Annotated in this window: 14 protein-coding genes and 1 pseudogene; 7 read left to right on the top strand and 8 right to left on the bottom strand. The window is 71.3% G+C overall.

The window, feature by feature from the left end; all coding sequences use genetic code 11:
• Positions 1–41 precede the first annotated feature (41 nt).
• Both H537_RS0131570 and H537_RS46625 read left to right on the top strand, forming a co-directional pair.
• Positions 42–470: a hypothetical protein gene (locus H537_RS0131570; RefSeq protein WP_084151099.1), complete on the top strand. Its 429-nt coding sequence runs from the start codon at positions 42–44 to the stop codon at positions 468–470.
• Between the two features lie 37 nt (positions 471–507).
• Complete coding sequence (locus H537_RS46625; protein WP_051243852.1) at positions 508–1,854, top strand: hypothetical protein; 1,347 nt, start codon at positions 508–510, stop codon at positions 1,852–1,854.
• Between the two features lie 4 nt (positions 1,855–1,858).
• Here H537_RS46625 and H537_RS0131560 read toward each other — a convergent pair whose 3' ends face one another.
• The 3 genes from H537_RS0131560 to H537_RS46620 all read right to left on the bottom strand — a co-directional run bounded on the left by H537_RS0131560 (position 1,859) and on the right by H537_RS46620 (position 6,034).
• Positions 1,859–3,181, bottom strand: a complete 1,323-nt coding sequence (locus tag H537_RS0131560; protein WP_029001070.1) for an NCS2 family permease — start codon at positions 3,179–3,181, stop codon at positions 1,859–1,861.
• 598 nt (positions 3,182–3,779) lie between these two features.
• Positions 3,780–5,072, bottom strand: coding sequence for a guanine deaminase (gene guaD / locus H537_RS0131555; RefSeq protein ID WP_029001069.1), 1,293 nt, complete (start codon positions 5,070–5,072; stop codon positions 3,780–3,782).
• Positions 5,069–6,034: a LysR family transcriptional regulator gene (locus H537_RS46620; protein WP_375136348.1), complete on the bottom strand. Its 966-nt coding sequence runs from the start codon at positions 6,032–6,034 to the stop codon at positions 5,069–5,071. Before H537_RS46620 ends, guaD begins: the two co-directional genes overlap by 4 nt.
• A 114-nt stretch (positions 6,035–6,148) precedes the next feature.
• Here H537_RS46620 and xdhA point away from each other — a divergent pair, with 114 nt between their 5' ends.
• The 3 genes from xdhA to xdhC are packed head-to-tail and all read left to right on the top strand — an operon-like array spanning position 6,149 to position 10,859.
• Complete coding sequence (gene xdhA, locus H537_RS0131545) at positions 6,149–7,633, top strand: xanthine dehydrogenase small subunit (protein ID WP_029001068.1); 1,485 nt, start codon at positions 6,149–6,151, stop codon at positions 7,631–7,633.
• 14 nt (positions 7,634–7,647) lie between these two features.
• Positions 7,648–10,053 (top strand): xanthine dehydrogenase molybdopterin binding subunit, encoded by a 2,406-nt coding sequence (gene xdhB / locus H537_RS46615; protein ID WP_051243948.1) that lies wholly within the window; start codon positions 7,648–7,650, stop codon positions 10,051–10,053.
• Positions 10,050–10,859 carry a xanthine dehydrogenase accessory protein XdhC gene (gene xdhC / locus H537_RS0131535; protein WP_051243846.1) on the top strand — a complete coding sequence of 270 codons (810 nt, stop codon included), beginning with the start codon at positions 10,050–10,052 and terminating at the stop codon, positions 10,857–10,859. The genes xdhB and xdhC overlap by 4 nt, the downstream gene beginning before the upstream one ends.
• Positions 10,860–10,933: 74 nt before the next feature.
• On the opposite strand, the gene paeA is transcribed toward xdhC, so the two are convergent.
• Positions 10,934–12,259, bottom strand: coding sequence for a polyamine export protein PaeA (gene paeA / locus H537_RS46610; RefSeq protein ID WP_043460942.1), 1,326 nt, complete (start codon positions 12,257–12,259; stop codon positions 10,934–10,936).
• Positions 12,260–12,331: 72 nt separating this feature from the next.
• Between paeA and H537_RS0131525 the strand changes: the two genes are divergently transcribed.
• Positions 12,332–12,991, top strand: coding sequence for a DUF1345 domain-containing protein (locus H537_RS0131525; protein ID WP_238446886.1), 660 nt, complete (start codon positions 12,332–12,334; stop codon positions 12,989–12,991).
• 51 nt (positions 12,992–13,042) lie between these two features.
• Here H537_RS0131525 and H537_RS0131520 read toward each other — a convergent pair whose 3' ends face one another.
• The 3 genes from H537_RS0131520 to mdlC form a co-directional block, all read right to left on the bottom strand.
• Entirely contained in the window at positions 13,043–14,023 is a 981-nt protein-coding gene (locus H537_RS0131520; RefSeq protein WP_029001065.1) for a Bug family tripartite tricarboxylate transporter substrate binding protein, read from the bottom strand.
• Between the two features lie 330 nt (positions 14,024–14,353).
• On the bottom strand, positions 14,354–15,805 hold the full coding sequence (locus H537_RS0131515) for an aldehyde dehydrogenase (protein ID WP_029001064.1): 1,452 nt from the start codon (positions 15,803–15,805) through the stop codon (positions 14,354–14,356).
• 36 nt (positions 15,806–15,841) lie between these two features.
• Complete coding sequence (gene mdlC, locus H537_RS0131510; protein WP_029001063.1) at positions 15,842–17,440, bottom strand: benzoylformate decarboxylase; 1,599 nt, start codon at positions 17,438–17,440, stop codon at positions 15,842–15,844.
• Positions 17,441–17,594: 154 nt separating this feature from the next.
• On the opposite strand from mdlC, the gene H537_RS0131505 reads away from it, so the two are divergent.
• Entirely contained in the window at positions 17,595–18,512 is a 918-nt protein-coding gene (locus tag H537_RS0131505) for a LysR family transcriptional regulator (protein ID WP_029001062.1), read from the top strand.
• A gap of 109 nt (positions 18,513–18,621) precedes the next feature.
• Here H537_RS0131505 and H537_RS54650 read toward each other — a convergent pair.
• Positions 18,622–18,907, bottom strand: a pseudogene (locus H537_RS54650) (hypothetical protein); the annotation flags it as partial.

Genomic DNA, 18,907 nt, shown 5'->3' with positions numbered 1-18,907 from the left:
GCCGGGCACGGCCACGGCCGCTGGGCCGGGGGTGTTGAACCGTGACGAAGCGATCCGTCCTCCTGGGCTTGCTGGCGGGGTTGCTGCTGGCCGTCGCCAGCCTGCGCGCACAAGCCGACAACGGCGTGATCGTCATCGGCCATGCCGCGCTGCGTGCCCTGGACGCGGACACCGTCAAACGCATCTACACCGGCCGCGTCATCGAGCTCGACGGCCAGGACCTGCGGCCCGTGAACCTGGCGCCGGGCCATTCCCTGCGCCGACGCTTCCTCGCCGGCGTGCTGCAGCAAAGCGACGACGACTACCAGGCCTACTGGACGGTGCGCCGCTACATCGGCAAGGGCACGCCGCCGCGCGAGCTCGACTCCACGGCGCGGGTCATCGACTACGTGCATCGCACGCCGGGCGCGCTGGGCTACATCGATGCCGAGCAATGGACCCCGGGCCTCAACGTGCTGCTGCGCCGCTAGCAGCCCCGCCCGCCGGCCGCTTCCAGACGAAATCCATATGCAGTACCTCCTCCGCTCCGTGAACCTCGCTGCCTGGCGCGGGCCCGTCCTGGGCGCTGCACTGGTGGCCATGGCGGCGCTGGCGCAGGCGCGGTCCGCGACCGTAGAGGAGGAGCCCCAGGACAGGACGCTGTCGTGGTCGGCCTTCGGCACGGTGGGCTATGCGCGCTCCGACCAGCCCTGGCACTACCAGCGCCACATCGACGAGCACGGCACCTTCAAGCGCGACACGACCCTGGGCGCGCAGCTCGATGCGCAGCTCGCGCCGGAGTGGTCCGCCACGCTGCAGTCGCGGCTGGCGCCCGCGGCGCGCCACGACACGGGCTGGGCGCTGCGCAATGCCTGGGCCTTCGCCGCCTGGCGCCCGGACAACGACTGGCTGCTGCGGGCCGGCAAGCTGCGCCTGCCCGTGCTGCTGCGCTCGGAGCAGATGGACGTGCAGCAGACCTACGCCGAGCTGCGCCTGCCCAGCGAGATCTACAGCCTGCTGCCTGCCAACGACTTCACCGGCGTGCACCTGACGCGGAGCTGGAACCTGGGGGACGGCGAGCTCAGCCTCGACCTCTACCGCGGCCACAACCGTCTCAACACGCGCTACTGGCTGCGCGAGGGCCTGCCGGGCGCCGTGCCGGCCGGGGCGCTGTACCCGGACATGAAGGTCGCCATGCAGGGCCTGGTGCTCACGTGGCGCGGCCCGGACCTGACGCTGCGCAGCGGCGTGCACCACGCACGCGTGCGCAGCACCGACGGCACGCCGCTGCCCGTGCGGCCGAGCTGGGCCGAGCTGGGCCCCGGGCTGGGCTACTGGCAGACCCGCAACGACCTGCCGGGGCCGGGCGTGGCCACGACCGGCGACGCCGGCAACCTCATCCTGAGCGCGAGCGTGGAGGCGGCGCTGGGCGGGGGCTGGAGCCTGGCCGCGGAAGCCGGCCGCGGGCACATGCGGACCCTGGAAAGCGGCCTGAGCTTCAGCGGGGGCTACGTCACGGCCTACCGCGGCTGGGGCGGCCTGACGGGCTACGCCACGCTGGCGGCGATCCGCTCCGACCAGCGCGCATGGACCTGGGCGCGCACGCTGGACACCACCACGCTGCCCGCGGGCGTGCCCGGCGCCGGGCTGCTCAACGCCTCGATGCGCCTGTATGCCGACACCATCCCGCTGTACGACCAGCAGTCGCTGACGCTGGGCGCGGCGTATGCGCTCACGCCGCGCAGCAAGCTCAAGGCCGAGTGGCTGCATGCGCGGGTGCGCGGCACGCAGTTCATCGACCGGCCCGCGGGCGAGCCGCTGACGCAGCGGCGCGGCGTCAACGTGCTCTCGGCGAGCTACAGCGTGGTGTTCTGAGGGCTCAATGCCCGCCCAGCCACACGAACTTGAACAGGAACACCGCGGCGATCAGCCAGCTCATGAAGTGCACCTGCTTCACCTGCCCGGTGAACAGCTTCAGCGCCGCGTAGGTGATGAAGCCGAAAGCCAGGCCGTTGGCGATGGAGTAGGTGAAGGGCATGGCCAGCGCCGTCACGGCCGCCGGGATGATCTCGGTGCTGTCGTCCCAGTCCAGCTCGGTGAGCTCGCGCAGCATCAGGCAGGCGACGTAGAACAGCGCCGGCGCCGTGGCGTAGCCCGGCACCGCGCCGGCCAGCGGCGCGATGAACAGGCAGGACAGGAACAGCACCGCCACCGTCACCGCCGTCAGCCCCGTGCGGCCGCCGGCCTGCACGCCCGTGGCGCTCTCGACGTAGGCCGTGGTGCTGGAGGTGCCCAGCAGCGAGCCCGCGAAGATCGCGCCGCTGTCGGCCAGCAGCGCCTTGTTCATGCGCTCCATCTTCCCGGCCTGCAGCAGCCCGGCGCGGCGCGCCACGCCCATGAGCGTGCCGGTGGCGTCGAACAGCTCGACCAGGAAGAACACCAGCACCACGTTGAGCACGCCCGCGGCCAGCGCGCCCTTGATGTCCAGCTGCAGGAAGGTCGGCGCGATCGAGGGCGGTGCGGAGAACACGCCCTTGAAGTGGTTGCCGCCCACCAGGAAGGACAGCAGTGTCACGGTCACGATGCCGATCAGGATCGCGCCGCGCACCTTGAAGCGGTCCAGCACCACGATCACCAGGAAGCCCAGCACCGCCAGCAGCACCGGCATCTTGTGCACGTCGCCCAGCGTCACGAAGGTCGCCGGCGAGGCGGCCACGATGCCCGCGCTCTTGAGCGCGATCAGCGCCAGGAACATGCCGATGCCCACCGTAATGGCCACGCGCAGCGTGTGCGGTATGCCGCGGATGATCAGCTCGCGCAGCCGCAGCAGCGTCACCGTCAGGAACAGGCAGCCGGAGATGAACACCGCGCCCAGCGCGACGCGCCAGTCGTAGCCCATGCCCTGCACCACCACGTAGGCGAAGTAGGCGTTGAGCCCCATGCCCGGCGCCAGCGCGATGGGGTAGTTGGCGAACAGGCCCATCACCAGCGTGCCCAGCGCCGCGATCAGGCAGGTGGCGACGAACACCGCCTCGCGCGGCATGCCGGCGTCGCCCAGGATGGCCGGGTTGACGAAGACGATGTAGGCCATCGTCAGGAAGGTGGTGAGCCCGGCGACGAGCTCGGTGCGCACGCTGGTGCCGTGCTCGCGCAGGCGGAACATGCGTTCCACCAGCGAGCGGTTCACGCCGACGGCGCTCATGTCGGGCTCGGTGTTGCCGGGCGAGGATGCGACGGACGCGGCAAGGCGCCCACCGGGCAAGGTGGAATCGGGCAAGGCCATGGGGTGTCTCCTGTGGTGGATGAAAGGACGCTCTGCGGCGCCTGATGGCTGAGGGAATTCATGAAAGGTCGCGCGCGCTGGCAGCGCTGCAGCAGGCGCGTCCTGCGCGCTGCTTCGTCATGCCCGGGAAGACGCAGGGGTGTGCGGGCGAGTTGTTGGACGCCGGCCGAGAGCTGCTCCGGTTCGCCCTTTACTTCGTCATTCCCGCGAAGGCGGGAATCCAGGCGGCCCCCAAGTCGCTGCCAGCAGATCGGGGTGAACACCGGGGCTTGCATCCCGGTTCGCAGCACCCAGGCTTCGCGCTGACGTGGGGCCGCCTGGATTCCCGCCTGCGCGGGAATGACGAAGTAGTGGAGAGGCCACCCGTACTTCGTCCTGCAGAAATGCCTCGACGTTCCCCGGACAGCAGTGCGCCTGCGCGGGGATGACGAAGTAGTTGGCGAGGCAAACCAGCTCATGGCCAACGTCCAGCAGCTTTTCCCGGGCTCGCACGTGTCAGGACAGCAGTGCCGCGGCTTCAGCCGCGCGCCCACCGCTCGGTGCCCGCCACCCAGGCGGACACCAGGTTGCGCTCGTCGCCCAGCGTCATCCAGGCGAACACGCGCTCGTGCAGGTGGCGCGTCAGGCGGTCGCGGTGCTGCGCCAGCGGGCCGTGGGCCCAGTCCCACACGGCGAGGTCCGCGGTGGCGCCCGGCTCCAGCGAGCCGATCTCCGAATCGAGCCGCAGCGCGCGCGCCGCGCCCAGCGTGGCGGCGTACAGCGCCTTCCAGGCCGTGAGCTTCACGCCCTGCAGCGCCTGCACCTTGTAGGCCTCGGCCAGGGTGCGCACCATCGACAGCGTCGTGCCCGCGCCCACGTCGGTGGCCAGCGACACGCCCACGCCGGCGTCCTGCAGCTTGACCCAGTCCAGCAGCCCGCTGCCCAGGAACAGGTTGGAGGTCGGACAGTGCGCGACGTGCGCGCCCGTCTCGGCCAGCAGGCGCCGGTCCGCGTCGTCCAGCCAGATGCCGTGCGCCAGCACCGAGCGCTCGTTGAGCAGGCCGTGCGCGGCGTACACGTCCAGGTAGCTGCGCGCCTCGGGGAAGATCTCCGCCACCCAGCGCACCTCGTCCATGTTCTCGGCCACGTGCGTGTGCATGTAGGTGCCGGGATAGCGCGCCAGCAGCTTGCCGGCCATGTGCAGCTGCTCGGGCGTGCTGGTGGGCGCGAAGCGCGGCGTGAGCGCGTAGGCCGCCCGTCCCTTGCCGTGCCAGCGCTCGATCAGCTCGATGCAGTCGGCCTCGGCGCCCTCCACGTCGTCGCTGAGGTAATCGGGCACGAAGCGGTTCATCAGCACCTTGCCGGTGACCAGCCGCATGCCGTGGCCCACGGCGGCCTCGAACAGCGCATCGACGGACACCTTGTGCACGGTCGGGAACACCACCGCCGACGTGGTGCCGTGCGCCAGCAGCAGGTCCAGGAAGCGGTTGGCGCCGTCGCGCGCGGCGGCGGCCTCCTCGAAGCGGTGCTCGGCCGGGAACACGTAGCGCTCCAGCCAGGGCAGCAGCGCCTCGCCGTGGCTGGCGATCACGTCGAGCTGCGGGCAGTGCACGTGCGTGTCGATGAAGCCGGGCATCAGCAGCCGGCCGGAGAAGTCGCGCTGGTCCCAGTCCTCGCCGGGCTGCTCGCGGGTGCGTCCCGCGATGCGGCCGTCCTCGATCAGCAGCCAGCAGTCGGGGTCGAAGCGCACGGCAGGCGAGTCCACGGTGCTCAGGCCGGGGTCGCCGGTGAAGTCGAGCAAATCGGCGCGCAAGGCGAGGCGGCGGGTCATGCGGGGGTCTCCTGGGAGGTTGAGTCGTCTTGGGCGGGCGTGCGCCGCCGCGGGGCCTGGGCCTCGGCGACGAGGTTGCGCACCACGTCGCGCACCTGCTCGCGCAGCCAGCGCGCGGCGGGCGCGGCATGGGTGGCGTCGTGCCAGAGCTGGTAGTAGCTCAGCGGCGGAAAGCCCACCGGGCACCTCACGACGCGCACCGGCAGGCGCTGCGCGTAGCGGCTGCAGAACAGCCGCCCGGTGGTGAGCACCAGCCGCGAGCGCGCCACCATCAGCGGCGCCAGCCCGAAGTAAGGGCTGCGCACGGCAACGCGGCGCGAAAGGCCCTGCTGGGTGAGGAATTCGTCGATCACGCCGCGCGCGCCCGGGTGAAGCGGCGTGGGCGCCAGGTGCTCCGCGGCCAGGTAGCGCTCGGCCGTCCACGCGCGCGGGTTGCGCACCGCCGGGTGGTCCTGCGCCACCAGGCACACCACCTCGTCGCTGAACAGCCGCGCCAGGTGCAGCTCGCCCGGGGGCTGCAGCCAGTTGCCGATGACCAGCTCCACCTCGCCGCGCGCCAGGCCGCGGCGGTAGTCGTAGTCGGCGGACAGGGCGTGGATCTCCAGCTCGATGCCGGGCGCCACGGTCTTGAGCCGCTCCACCAGCCCGGGCAGGAACAGCGGGTCCAGGTAGTCGCTCGCGGCGATGCGGAAGGCCTGCTTCGCCGTAGCCGGCTCGAAGGCGCGGGCGCTGCTGCCGCCGAAGATCGTGGCCGCGTGGCGCAGCAGCTCGCCGGCGGGCTCCAGCAGCTCCAGCGCCAGCGGCGTGGGCGCCATGCCGCTGCCCGCGCGCACCAGCAAGTGGTCACCCACCAGATGGCGCAGCCGCCGCAGCTGGGCGCTGACGGCGGGCTGCGTGCTGCCGAGCTTCAAGGCGGCACGCGAGACGCTGCGTTCGGTGATCACGGTGTGGAGGACCTTCACGAGTTGGAGCTCGATCTTGTCCAATGCAGAGCCTTGCGCCATACGTCCACCGGCATAGTGATGATGCGGGCCATCGTATACACCGCCTGTCGGCAAGCGTGTACCTTTGCGGCCATGAACACGCCCCGCCCCATCCGCTTTTTCCACCGCGGCCGCATCGTCTCGGTGTCGTCCGCCCCGACGCGCAGCGTGCTGCAGTGGCTGCGCGAGGACGAGAACTGCACCGGCACCAAGGAAGGCTGCAACGAGGGCGACTGCGGCGCCTGCACCGTCGTCGTGGCCGAGCTGGCCGATGGCCCTGGCGCCGACGTGGTACAGGGCCTGCGGCTGCGCAGCGTCAACGCCTGCATCCGCTTCCTGCCCACGCTGGACGGCAAGGCCCTGCTGACGGTGGAGGATCTCAAGTCCATCGCCGGCGGCCAGCTGCATCCGGTGCAGCAGGCGCTGGTGGACTGCCACGGTTCGCAATGCGGCTTCTGCACCCCCGGCTTCGCCATGTCGCTCACCGCCTGCTACGAGCGCCACTGCGAGTCCGGCACGCGGCCCACGCGCCAGGCGCTGGCCGACGAGCTCGCCGGCAACCTGTGCCGCTGCACCGGCTACCGGCCCATCCTCGACGCCGGCCAGAAAATGTTTGACTACTCAACCGCGCGGCTGGACGCCGCGCCCATCGTGCAGGCGCTCAAGAGCCTGCGGGAAGAGCCCGCGCTGTCCCTGCCCGGCTTCGAGGCGCCGCGCACGCTGGACGACCTGGCCGCGCTGCGCGAGGCCCAGCCGCAGGCCACGCTGCTGGCCGGCGCCACCGACATCGGCCTGTGGCACAACAAGCAGTTCCGGCCGCTGCCGCAGCTGCTGTACGTGGGCGAGGTGCGGGAGCTGCAGCGCATCGAGGAGGACGGCGGCGTGCTGCGCATCGGCGCCGGCGCCTCGCTGGAGGACGCCTGGAGCGCGCTGGAGCAGCGGGTGCCGGAGCTGCGCGAGGTGTGGCTGCGCTTCGCCTCGCCGCCGGTGCGCCATGCCGGCACGCTGGGCGGCAACGTCGCCAACGGCTCGCCCATCGGCGACGGCGCGCCGGTGCTGATGGCGCTGGGCGCCACGCTGGTGCTGCGCCGCGGCGCCAGCGTGCGCCGGCTGCCGCTGCAGGACTTCTACGTGGACTACATGAAGAACCGCCTGGAGCCGGGCGAGTTCCTGCAGGCCATCGAGGTGCCGCGCCTGGCGCCCGAGGCCACGGTGCGGGTGTGGAAGATCTCCAAGCGCTACGACAGCGACATCTCCGCCGTCTGCGGCGCCTTCCTGCTGGAGCTGGACGGCCACCGCGTCAAGGAAGCGCGCTTCGTCTTCGGCGGCATGGCCGCCACCGTCAAGCGCGCCGCGCAGGCCGAGACCGCCGTGACGGGACAGCCCTGGACCACGGCCACCGTCAACGCCGCCATGGCGGCGCTGTCGAACGATTTCAAGCCCCTCACCGACCAGCGCGCCAGCGCCGACTACCGGCTGCGCGTGGCGCGCAACCTGCTGCTGAAACTCTGGCTGCAGACGCGCGTGGACGCGCCGCCCCTGGCCGTCGAGGCCGGCAGCGTGTGGCAGGCCGCCTGACGGAGGACAAAACCATGAACCGAGCCGTCGAAAGCTTCCTGAACACCGACCCCGCCGCCCAGGCGCACAGCGGCGCCCGCGTGGGCGTGCCGCGCGCGCACGAGTCCGCGCACCTGCACGTGGCCGGCGCCGCGCCCTACGTGGACGACATCCCCGAGGTTGCCGGCACGCTGCACGCCGCGCTGGGCCTCTCGCCCGTGGCGCACGGCAAGCTGCGCGGCATCGACCTGGACAAGTTGCGCTCACAACCCGGCGTGGTGGCGGTGCTCACCGCCGCGGACATCCCGGGCAGCAACGACTGCGGCGCCATCGTGCACGACGAGCCCATCCTGGCCGTGGGCGAGGTGCAGTTCCTGGGGCAGCCGGTGTTCGCCATCATCGCCACCGAGCGCGAGCTGGCGCGCCGCGCCGCAGCACTGGCCAGGCAGGTGCTGGACATCGAGCCCCTGCCGCCCGTGCTCACCGCGCGCGAGGGGCATGCGAAGGGGCAGTACGTGGTGCCGCCCGCGCACCTGGTGCGCGGCGACGCGCGCGCCGCCATCGCCGCCGCGCCGCACCGCCTGCAGGACCGCTTCGTCCTCGGCGGCCAGGAGCAGTTCTACCTGGAGGGGCAGATCAGCTACGCCGTGCCGCAGGAGGACGGCTGCCTGAAGGTGCACTGCTCCACCCAGCACCCCAGCGAGATGCAGCACGTGGTGGCGCACATGCTGGGCAAGCAGAAGCACCACGTGCAGGTCGAGTGCCGGCGCATGGGCGGCGGCTTCGGCGGCAAGGAGTCGCAATCGGCGATCTTCGCCAGCGTGGCGTCACTGGCGGCGTTCAAGCTGGGGCGGCCCGTGAAGCTGCGGCCGGACCGCGACGACGACTTCATGATCACCGGCCGGCGCCACGCCTTTGAATTCGACGTGGACGTGGGCTTCGACGACGAGGGCCGGCTGCTGGGCGTGGAAGTGGAGATGCTGACCAACGCCGGCTGGAGCGCGGACCTCTCCGCCGCCGTGATGGGCCGGGCGCTGTGCCACTTCGACAACGCCTACTGGCTGCCCGACGTGGCCATGCACGGCTACTGCGCGCGCACCAACACGCAGAGCAACACGGCCTTCCGCGGCTTCGGCGGCCCGCAGGGCGCCTTCGCCATCGAGCACGTCATCGACACCGTCGCGCGCCGCCTGGGCCGCGACCCGCTGGAGGTGCGCCGCGCCAATTTCTACGGCGTGGGCGAGCGCGACGTGACGCCCTACGAGCAGAAGGTCGAAGGCAACGTGATCGAGCCGCTAGTAGCGGACCTGGAGGCCTCGTCGGGCTACCAGGCGCGCCGGGCCGAGATCGCGGCCTGGAATGCGCAAAGCCCGGTGCTCAAGCGCGGCATCGCGCTCACGCCGGTGAAGTTCGGCATCAGCTTCAACGTGCAGCACCTGAACCAGGCCGGCGCGCTGGTGCACCTCTACACCGACGGCTCCGCGCTGGTGAACCACGGCGGCACGGAGATGGGCCAGGGGCTTAACACCAAGGTGGCGCAGGTGGTGGCGCACGAGCTGGGGCTGAGCTTCGACCGCATCCGCGTCACGGCCACCGACACCTTCAAGGTGGTGAACACCTCGGCCACGGCAGCGTCCACCGGCAGCGACCTCAACGGCAAGGCGGCGCAGGACGCGGCGAGGCAGATCCGCGAGCGCCTGGCGGCCTTCGCGGCGGGCAAGCACGGCGGCGCGGCCGACGAGGTGCGCTTCGTCCACGACCACGTGGAGGTCAACGGCCGGCGCGTGCCCATCGAGGAGCTGCTGGTGGAGGCCTACCTGGCGCGCGTGCAGCTCTGGAGCGACGGCTTCTACGCCACGCCGGGCCTGCACTGGGACTCCAAGAACATGAAGGGCCGGCCCTTCTACTACTTCGCCTACGGCGCCGCGGTGTCGGAGGTGGTGGTGGACACGCTCACCGGCGAGACCAAGCTGCTGCGCGGGGACCTGCTGCACGACGTGGGCAAGTCGCTGAACCCTGCCCTGGACCTGGGCCAGGTGGAAGGCGCCTACATCCAGGGCATGGGCTGGCTGACCATGGAGGAGTTGGTGTGGCACCCCAAGACCGGCGCCCTGCTCACCCACGCGCCCAGCACCTACAAGATCCCCACCGCCAACGACGCGCCGCCCGTGTTCAATGCGCGGCTGTTCGACAACACCAACGTGGCCGACAGCATCCACCGCAGCAAGGCGGTGGGCGAGCCGCCGCTGCTGCTGGGCTTCAGCGTGTGGCACGCAATCCGCGACGCGGTGTCCTCCATCGGCGGCCACCGCTTCGACCCGCCGCTGCGCGCCCCGGCCACGGCGGAAGCCGTGCTGGACGCGGTGGAAGCCGTGCAGGCCGCCGCGGCGCAAGCCTGCGCGCCGTCCGTCGACGCTGCTGAAGCCGTGGAGGCGAAGTGAGCACCGCCGCGCTGCAGGCCACGGCGCGCGAGTGGATCGCGCGCGGCGAGAGCGCCATCGAGGTGCGCGTGGCGCAGGCGCGCGGCTCCGCGCCGCGCGAGGCGGGCACGCGCATGCTGGTGAGCGCGCGCGAGGCGGCCGGCACGGTGGGCGGCGGGCACCTGGAGCTGCAGGCGATCGAGCTGGCGCGGGGCATGCTCGCGGCCGGCGAGACGCTGCCACGGGAAAAGCACTACCCGCTGGGCCCGGCGCTGGGCCAGTGCTGCGGCGGCGCGGTGACGCTGGCCTTCGAGCCGCTGACGCCCGCCGTGCTGGCGAACTGGCCCGCGCCGCAGCCGCGTTTCACGCTGCAGCTTTATGGCGCCGGCCACGTGGGGCGGGCGATCGTGAACCTGCTGGCGGGCATCGACTGCAAGGTGCAGTGGATCGACGAGCGTGAGGACGAATTCCCCGCCGGCCCGCTGCCGCCGCACGTCGAGAAGGTGTGCGTGGACGCGGTGGAGGGCGAGGTGGACGTGGCCGAGCCCGGCGCCTTCTACCTGGTGCTCACGCACAACCACGATCTGGACATGCGCATCACCGAGGCGGTGCTGCGGCGCGGGGATTTCGGCTTCCTGGGGCTGATCGGCTCGCAGACCAAGCGGGCGCGCTTCCTGCACCGCTTCGAGGCCCGCGGCATCTCCCGGGAGGTGCTGGGGCGGATGACGTGTCCGATCGGGATTCCGGGTATCGAGGGCAAGGAGCCGGAGGTGATTGCGGTGTCGGTGGTGGCGCAGTTGCTGCAGGTGGGGTCGGCACGGGCCTGAGCCCTGCCCGAGAGGACGAGTACCTGCCTGCGTCCGACGTGGCGCGATTCCCCCAACTCGCGCCGCTTTGACGGCTACGCCACCGCCACCTGTGCCGCGTCGGCCTGCGTCGTCACCAGCACCTGGTCGATCTTGGTGTGGTCTACGTCCATCACCTCGAAGCGGTAGCCGCCCCACTGCGCACAGTCGGTGCGCCGCGGAATGCGGCGCAGCATCACCATCAGGAAGCCCGCCAGCGTGTCGTACTGGCCGCGCTGCGGCAGCTCCGCCGGCTCCAGGTGCAGCGCGCGCACCACGTCGGCCATGGGCGTGAGCCCGTCCATCAGCCACGAGCCGTCCTCGCGGCGCACGATCTGTTCCTCGTCGCCCGTGAGCACCATGCTGCCCATCACGGTGCTCATCACGTCGTTGAGCGTGATCACGCCCACCACCAGCCCGTACTCGTTGACGATCACCGCGAAGTCCTCGTGCGCCTGGCGGAACTGCGTCAGTACCTCCGACAGCGTCAGCCGGTCCGGCACCATCAGCACCTTCTGCAGCAGCCCCTTGCCGGCCTCGCCGTGCAGCACGATCGGTTCCTCGCGCAGCACGCGCGCGAACAGGTCCGCCGCGTCCACGTAGCCGACGACCTGGTCGATGTGCTTGTCGCACACCAGGTAGGTCGAATGCGGCTGCGCCGCGATGCGGGCACGAATGATGTCCTCGCCCTCCTCCAGCAGCAGGAAGACGATGCGGTCCCGCGTGGTCATCGCGCTCTCGACGGTGCGGGTTTCAAGCTCGAAGAGGTTCTCGATCACCTCCTGCTCGCGCACGTGCAGCACACCGGCCTCGGCACCCGCCTCCGTCAACGCCAGGATGTCGGCCGAGGTGATGCGGTCATCGCGCTGCTCGGGCAGGCCCAGCAGCCGGACCAGCGCGTTGGCCAGGCCGTTGAACACCCACACCACCGGGCGCAGCAGCCGCATCCACCAGCGCATGGGCGTGAGCAGCCGCATCACCAGCCACTCCGGCTCCGCGAGCGCCAGCCGCTTGGGCAGCAGGTCCGCCAGCAGGATGAACAGCGACGTGACGACCAGGAACGACGCCATGAAGCTCGTCACCTCCGCCGTGCGCGGCGCCAGCCAGGAGCCCACCAGCGACAACACCCAGGGGCTCAGCGCGTCCTCGCCGACCACGCCGCCCAGGATCGCCACCATGTTCTGGCCGATCTGCACGACGGTGAAATAGCTGCCCGGGTGCGCCTGCACCTGCAGCACCCTCTCGGCCCGGGAGTCGCCCTCGTCGGCCAGCTGGCGCAGCCGGAGCCGGCGTGCGGAGGCCATGGAAAGCTCCGCCACCGAGAAGAACGCGCTGAGCGCGATGAGCAATGCGATCGTGACCAGGCTGCCCGCGGAATGCATGCAAGCAGTTTAGTGAGCGGCACGGCCGGGGCCCTGTCCACAATGGCAGCCCCGCCCCTTCTGCCCATGTCCATGTCCCGAACCCTGCGCGTGCTGCGCACGCGTCCACGCCTGTGGTCCTCGATGGTGGCGGGCGCGCTGGTGTACGTGGCGCTGCCGAGCGCCTGGGTCGCGCATCCCGCCTCGCGCGCGCTCATCGGCTGGAACGCCGGCGCGCTGCTGTACCTGCTGCTGGCCTGGGAGATGATGGCCCGGGTCCCCGCCGCCACCATGCGCCGCCGGGCGCTGCAGCAGCACGAGGGCCGGATCCTGATCCTCACCGGCGTGGTGCTGGCCGCCGTGGCGGTGATGGTGGCCATCGCCAGCCAGCTCGCCGCGGTCAAGAACCTCACCGGCATCGAGCGGCTGCCGCACCTGGCGCTGACGGCGCTCACCGTCGTGAGCTCCTGGCTCTTCACGCAGGCGATGTTCGCGCTGCACTACGCCCACGACTTCTACGCCGCGCGCCTGCGCGGCCAGCCCGACCTGCTGCAGTTCCCCGGCACGGCCGAGCCCGACTACGGCGACTTCTTCTACTTCGCCTGCGTCATCGGCACCTCGGCCCAGACGGCCGACGTGTCCTTCACCAGCTCCGCGCTGCGACGCATCGGCACCCTGCACTGCCTGCTGGCCTTCGCCTTCAACACCACCGTGCTGGCGCTGAGCGTGAACATCGCGGCGGGGCTGTTCTGAGCGACGCCGCCGCGGCCTACCCTCCCGGGCCGGCCGCGGCACATTGGGCGATCAGTCGCCCACGATGTGGCGCTCCTTGATGATGGCGCCAAAGCGTTTTGAATCCTCCGCCGCCGTGGCGCCGAACTGCGCCGGCGTCATGGGCGCAGGAATGCCGCCGAGCTGCGCGATGCGCTCCTTGAAGGCCGGGGTGGCGATGATCTTGTTCACCTCGGCATTCAGGCGGTTCACCACCTCCGCCGGCGTGCCGGCGGGGGCGTAGAGGCCGAAGTAGCTGTCGGCGTTGAAGCCCTTGAGGCCCGCCTCGTCCAGCGTGGGCACGTCCGGGAACAGCGGCGAGCGCTTGGGGCTGCCCACCGCCAGCACGCGCAGCTTGCCGGCCTTGACGTGCGGAATGGCCACGCCCGGGTCGAACAGGAAGTCCACCTGCCCGCCCAGCAGGTCCGTGAGCGCCGGGGCCGCGCCGCGGTAGGGCACGTGGGTGGCGAACACGCCGGCCTGGCTCTTCATCATCTCCGTGGCCAGGTGCGGCGAGCTGCCGTTGCCCGGCGTGCCGTAGCTGCGCTTGCCGGGGTTGGCCTTGAGGTCGGCGAGGAAGCCCTTGAAGTCCTTGACCGGGCTGTCCTGGCGCACCACCAGGAACACCAGCACCCGCGCTGCGGCGGCCACGGGCGTGAGGTCCTTGGCCGGGTCGAAGCTCATCTTGGCGTAGATGTGCGGATTCACCGACACCATGCCGCCGGAGCTCATGAGGATCGTGTAGCCGTCGGGCGGGCTCTTGGCGACGGCATCGCCACCCAGGTTGCCGCCGGAGCCGCCGCGGTTCTCCACCACCACCGGCTGGCCCAGCGCCTCCTGCAGCGGCTGCGCGATGGCACGCCCGATCTGGTCCGCCGCGCCGCCGGGCGGGAAGTTCACGACCATCTTCACGGGCTTGGTCGGCCACTGCGGGCCTTGGGCCCAGGCGGTGGCGGTAGCGCTGCCCAAGGCAACGGCACAGACCGCGGCCAGCGTGCGAATGCGCTTGTTCATGGTTTGTCTCCTTGTGTCTTGCTGGGAAAGCGAAGCGGTGTTGCCTGAGCAAAGTTGCTGGACGTCGGCCGCAAGCTGGTGCGCTTTCCTTACTACTTCGTCATCCCCGCGCAGGCGGGGATCCAGGCGGCCCCACGTCAGCACGCCAGAGTTGGCGCAGGCATCACGACCTTCGGTTTCTTGGCCCGCCACCGCAGTGGCTTGCGGCCTCCTTGGGGGCCGACTGGATTCCCGCCTTCGCGGGAATGACGAAACAGGATGCGAAGCGCACCGACTGGCGCGATGCGCTCGAAACCGCTTTCCAGGCCCGCGCCCCTTCCATCAATCAAATCAGAACGGGTAGTGCCGCGCCCCCGTCTGCACCGTGATCCAGCGCAGCTCGGTGAACTCGTCGATCCCGGCCTTGCCGCCGAAGCGGCCCCAGCCGCTGCCCTTGACGCCGCCGAAGGGCATCTGCGCCTCGTCGTGCACCGTGGGGCCGTTGACGTGGCAGATGCCGCTCTCGATGCGCTGCGCCGCCTGCATCGCCCGCGCGATGTCGCGGCCGAACACCGCCGCCGACAACCCGTACTCGTTGTCGTTGGCACAGGCCACCGCCGCCTCCACGCCCTTCACGCGCACGATCGCCTTCACCGGCGCGAAGCTCTCCTCGTGGTAGATCCGCATCGCCGGCGTCACGTGGTCCAGCAGCGTCGCGGGCATCAGCGTGCTGTCGGCCTTGCCGCCGCACACCAGCGTCGCGCCCTTGGACACGGCGTCGTCGATCAGCTCGTTGCAGCGGTGCACGGTCGCCATGTCCACCACCGAGCCCAGCACCACCGGGCCCTTGCGCGGGTCGCCCAGCGGCAGCGCCTGCGCGCGCGCCGCGAGCTTGGCGACGAACTCGTCGGCCACCGCCTCGTCCACGATCAGCCGCTCGGTGGACATGCAGATCTGCCCCGAGTTGGCGAAGGCGCCGAAGGTGGCCCCGGCCACCGCGGCGTCGACGTCCGCGTCGTCCAGCACCACCAGCGGCGCCTTGCCGCCCAGCTCCAGCACGCTGCGCTTGAGGTACTTGGCGCAGGTGGCGGCGATGAGCTTGCCCACGCGCGTGGAGCCGGTGAAGTTCACGCGCCGCACCGCCGGGTGCGCCACCATCGCCTCCACGATCTCGCCCGCGTCCTTGGGCGCGTTGGTGATGAAGTTCACCACCCCGCGCGGGAAGCCCGCCGCCTGGCAGGCCTGCACGATCAGCCCGTGCGTGGCCGGGCAGATCTCGCTGCCCTTGAGCACCACCGAGTTGCCGCAGGCCAGCGCCACGGCGATGGCGCGCACCGACAGGATCACCGGCGCGTTCCACGGCGCGATCGCCAGCACCACGCCCGCGGGCTGGCGCACCGCCATCGCCACGCTGCCGGGCACGTTGGACGGGATCACCTCGCCGCCGATCTGCGTGGTGATGGCCGCAGCCTCGCGCAGCATGTCCGCTGCCAGGTGCACGTTGAAGCCGGCCCAGATGGCCGAAGAGCCCGTCTCCGCGGCCATGGCCTGCGCGAAGGCGTCGCCCTGGGCGTCCAGCGCATCGGCGGCCTTGGCCAGCAGCGCGCGGCGCTCGCCGGGGCCCGTCTGCGACCAGCTCTTGAAGGCCTCGGCCGCGGCGTCCACCGCCGCCACCGCGTCCGCCACCGTGGCGGCCGGCGCCACCGTGGCAACGCCGCCGTCCAGCGGGTTGCGGCGCTCGAAGGTGGCGCCGTTGCCCGCCTGGCAGGCCTCGCCGTTGATCAGCATGTCGATGCGGTTCATGTGTCGTCTCCTCTTACTTGGATGGCGCGGGCCCGCTCAGGCCACTTCCACTTCCACCAGCACCGGCTGGTCGGAGCAAAGCGCGGACGCGAGCGCCTCGCGCAGCTGCGCCGCGGTCTCCACGCGCACGCCCTCCACGCCTTGCGCACGCGCCAGGCCGGTGAAGTCCAGGTCCGGCAGGTCGGTGCCTTCCAGGCGGTCGCCCGGCTTGAAGCCGAACACGCCGGCGAACTCCTGCAGCGCGGCGTAGCGGCGGTTCTTCAGGATCACGAAGGTGATGGGCAGCTTCATCTGCGCCGCGCTCCACAGCGCCTGGATCGAGTACATCGCCGAGCCGTCGCCGATGAGGCCGATCACGCGCTGCCGCGCGCTCTTGGCCATCGCCACGCCCACCGCCGCCGGCATGGAGTGGCCCAGGCCGCCGCTGCACATCGTGTAGAAGGTCTCGCTCTCGTAGATCGGCAGGTATTCGTGCATCACGGGGCGCGCGCTGGGCGCCTCCTCCACCACGATGGAGTCGCGCGGGCGCAGCTCATCCAGCGTCTGCAGCACGTAGGCCACCGACAGCCGCTCGCCCGCCACCGGCGGCTCCGCGCGCGGCCGGGCCGCACGCGCCGGCGGCAGCGCCCGCGCACGCGGCGCGGGGCGCGCCAGCAGGTCCTGCAGGCCCAGGCGGATGCTGCCCACCGCGGAAGTGCCCAGCGGCGTCCAGCTCGCGGTGGCCGGGTCGTCGATCAGCTGCGCCAGCGTGGCGCCCTCGGGGACGTGCGGCCCTTGCCCTTCCACGTGGTAGGTGAAGGCCGGCGCGCCGATGGCGAAGATGAAGTCGTGCCCGGCGAGCTTGCCCACGATGCGCTCGCGCATGGCGGGCAGGAAGCCGGCGAAAAGCCGGTGGTCCTCCGGGAAGCCGCAGCGCCCGGACATGGGCGCCACGAACACCCGCGCGTTGTGGCGCTCGGCCAGCTGCACCGTCTCCTGCCAGGCCTCGTCGCGGTCCACCGCGGCGCCGATGACGAAGGCCGGGCGCTCGCAGGCGTCAAGCTGCTCGCCGATGGCCGCCAGCAGCGCCGGCTCGGGGCGGAGCTGGGTGCTGACCTGGCGCGCCGGCACGAAATCGCAGGGCTTGGTCCAGTCGTCCGCCGGGATGGACACCAGCACCGGCCCGCGCGGCGGCAGCATCGCCAGGTAATAGGCGCGCGCGATGGCGTGCGGCACGTCCTCGGCGCGCGCGGGCTCGATGCTCCACTTCACGTAGGGCTTGGCCAGCTCCGTGGCCTGGCCCGAGTACAGGAAGGGCTCGTAAGGGAGGATGGAACGCGCCTGCTGCCCGGCGGTGATGACCAGCGGCGTGCGGTTCTTGAAGGCCGTGAAGATGTTGCCCATGGCGTGGCCGACGCCGGCGGCGGAGTGCAGGTTCACGAAGGCCGCGTTGCGCGTGGCCTGCGCGTGGCCGTCGGCCATGCCCACCACCACCGCCTCCTGCAACCCCAGCACGTAGCTGAAGTCCTCGGGGAAGTCGAGGAACAGCGGCAGCTCGGTGGAGCCGGGGTTGCCGAAGATCTTGGTCATGCCGAACTCGCGCAGCAGCGCGATCACGGCTTCGCGCACGGTGGGCTGCGCGGCGGGCTTGGTCATGGGGTGTCTCCTGCGTCCGTGTCCTGCTCAGGACTTGGGGCGCAGTCTGCGCGCCATCCTCTCATGCATCAATAAGATGAGGCTTCTAAGTCTTATCCATGCAATGCATGACCCGGCGCTGCCCACGCGCCGCGCTGCCGCGCCTGTTTTCCCCATGCACATCGAGAACCTGGACCTGAACCTGCTGCGCCTCTTCGACGCGGTGTACCGGCTGCGCAACGTCAGCCGTGCCGCCGAGGCGCTGAACCTGTCGCAGCCGGCGGCCAGCCAGGGCCTGACGCGGCTGCGGCTGCGGCTGAAGGACCCGCTGTTCATGCGCGCCGCGGGCGGGGTGCGGCCCACGCCGCGGGCGCAGCGGCTGGCGACGGCGGTGCAGTCGGCGCTGGGCGCGCTGGAGCAGGCGCTGGGCGAGTTCGAGCAGTTCGACCCGGCGGCCTCGCGCATGGCACTGCGGCTGCACCTGAGCGACATCGGCGAGGCGCGCTTCCTGCCGCCGCTGATGGCGGCGCTGGGCCGCGAGGCGCCGGGCATCACGGTGGGCAGCGTGTGGCTGCCGCACGAGGAGATCGCCGCGGCGCTGGACGGCGGGCAGCTCGACTTCGCCATCGGCTTCCTGCCCACGGTGCTGGAGACGCGCCAGGTGGCGCTGCTGCGCGACCGCTACGTGGTGCTGGTCAACGGCCAGCACCCGCTGCTGGCGCAGGCCGCCGGCCCGGTGGATGCGCGGGCGCTGCAGGCGCTGGAGTTCGTGGCGGTGCGCTCGCACGGCGAGACGCTGCGCATCCTGCAGCAGCTGGGGCTGCAGGAGCGGGTGCGGCTGACCTGCAGCAACTTCCTGGCGCTGTCGGCCATCGTGCGCAGCACGGCGCTGGCGGTGGTGCTGCCGCGCGACGTGGCGCTGGACTTCACGCTGGACGGCAGCTGCGCGCTGGTGGAGCCGGTGCTGCCGCAACCGGACTTCACGGTGTCGCTGCACTGGAGCCGCCGCTTCGAGGCCGACGCGGCGCAGCGCTGGGTGCGGGAGCTGCTGATGCGGCTGTTCCGGCAGGAGGAGCAGCGGGCCGCGTCCTGAGCCCCAAAAGAAAAACCCCTCGCCCGCTGGCGCGGGAGAGGGGCTGTGAAGAGCGTATGGGTCGGATGCGGCGCGTGCCCTCAGGCCCACCCCTTTCAAGGTCAGTTCCTCAGTCAACTCGGCCACGGGCCAGAACACGCGCTGTCGCGACATGGCGAGAGGCTTCGCGGTGCGTGACGTAGTTTTTCTTGGCCGCAGGCTTGGCCGCGCGGCGATGGCGGCGCAACTGGGCGGGCTGGACATGCGCCGCAACGTCCAGCAGCGCCTGCGCCAGTGCCGCAGCATCAAGCTGCTCATAGGCGAGCCAGGCCTGCGGCTCTACAGCCACGAGCATGCCCGCGTAATGCGCACGGACCTCGCTGGCCAAGTAGTACAGCGAGACATCGTCCACGTCG

This window comes from Azohydromonas australica DSM 1124 (assembly GCF_000430725.1).
Lineage (GTDB): Bacteria > Pseudomonadota > Gammaproteobacteria > Burkholderiales > Burkholderiaceae_C > Azohydromonas > Azohydromonas australica.
The sequence above is the reverse complement of the archived record's forward strand: the minus strand, read 5'-3'. Positions and strand labels throughout refer to the sequence as shown.

Excerpts from the sequence above, each read along its gene's own strand:
- H537_RS46625 (WP_051243852.1), top strand. The coding sequence starts at position 508 with ATGCAGTACCTCCTCCGCTCCGTGAACCTCGCTGCCTGGCGCGGGCCC.
- H537_RS0131560 (WP_029001070.1), bottom strand. The coding sequence starts at position 3,181 with ATGAGCGCCGTCGGCGTGAACCGCTCGCTGGTGGAACGCATGTTCCGC.
- guaD (WP_029001069.1), bottom strand. The coding sequence starts at position 5,072 with ATGACCCGCCGCCTCGCCTTGCGCGCCGATTTGCTCGACTTCACCGGC.
- xdhA (WP_029001068.1), top strand. The coding sequence starts at position 6,149 with ATGAACACGCCCCGCCCCATCCGCTTTTTCCACCGCGGCCGCATCGTC.
- xdhB (WP_051243948.1), top strand. The coding sequence starts at position 7,648 with ATGAACCGAGCCGTCGAAAGCTTCCTGAACACCGACCCCGCCGCCCAG.
- paeA (WP_043460942.1), bottom strand. The coding sequence starts at position 12,259 with ATGCATTCCGCGGGCAGCCTGGTCACGATCGCATTGCTCATCGCGCTC.
- H537_RS0131525 (WP_238446886.1), top strand. The coding sequence starts at position 12,332 with ATGTCCCGAACCCTGCGCGTGCTGCGCACGCGTCCACGCCTGTGGTCC.
- H537_RS0131520 (WP_029001065.1), bottom strand. The coding sequence starts at position 14,023 with ATGAACAAGCGCATTCGCACGCTGGCCGCGGTCTGTGCCGTTGCCTTG.
- H537_RS0131515 (WP_029001064.1), bottom strand. The coding sequence starts at position 15,805 with ATGAACCGCATCGACATGCTGATCAACGGCGAGGCCTGCCAGGCGGGC.
- mdlC (WP_029001063.1), bottom strand. The coding sequence starts at position 17,440 with ATGACCAAGCCCGCCGCGCAGCCCACCGTGCGCGAAGCCGTGATCGCG.
- H537_RS0131505 (WP_029001062.1), top strand. The coding sequence starts at position 17,595 with ATGCACATCGAGAACCTGGACCTGAACCTGCTGCGCCTCTTCGACGCG.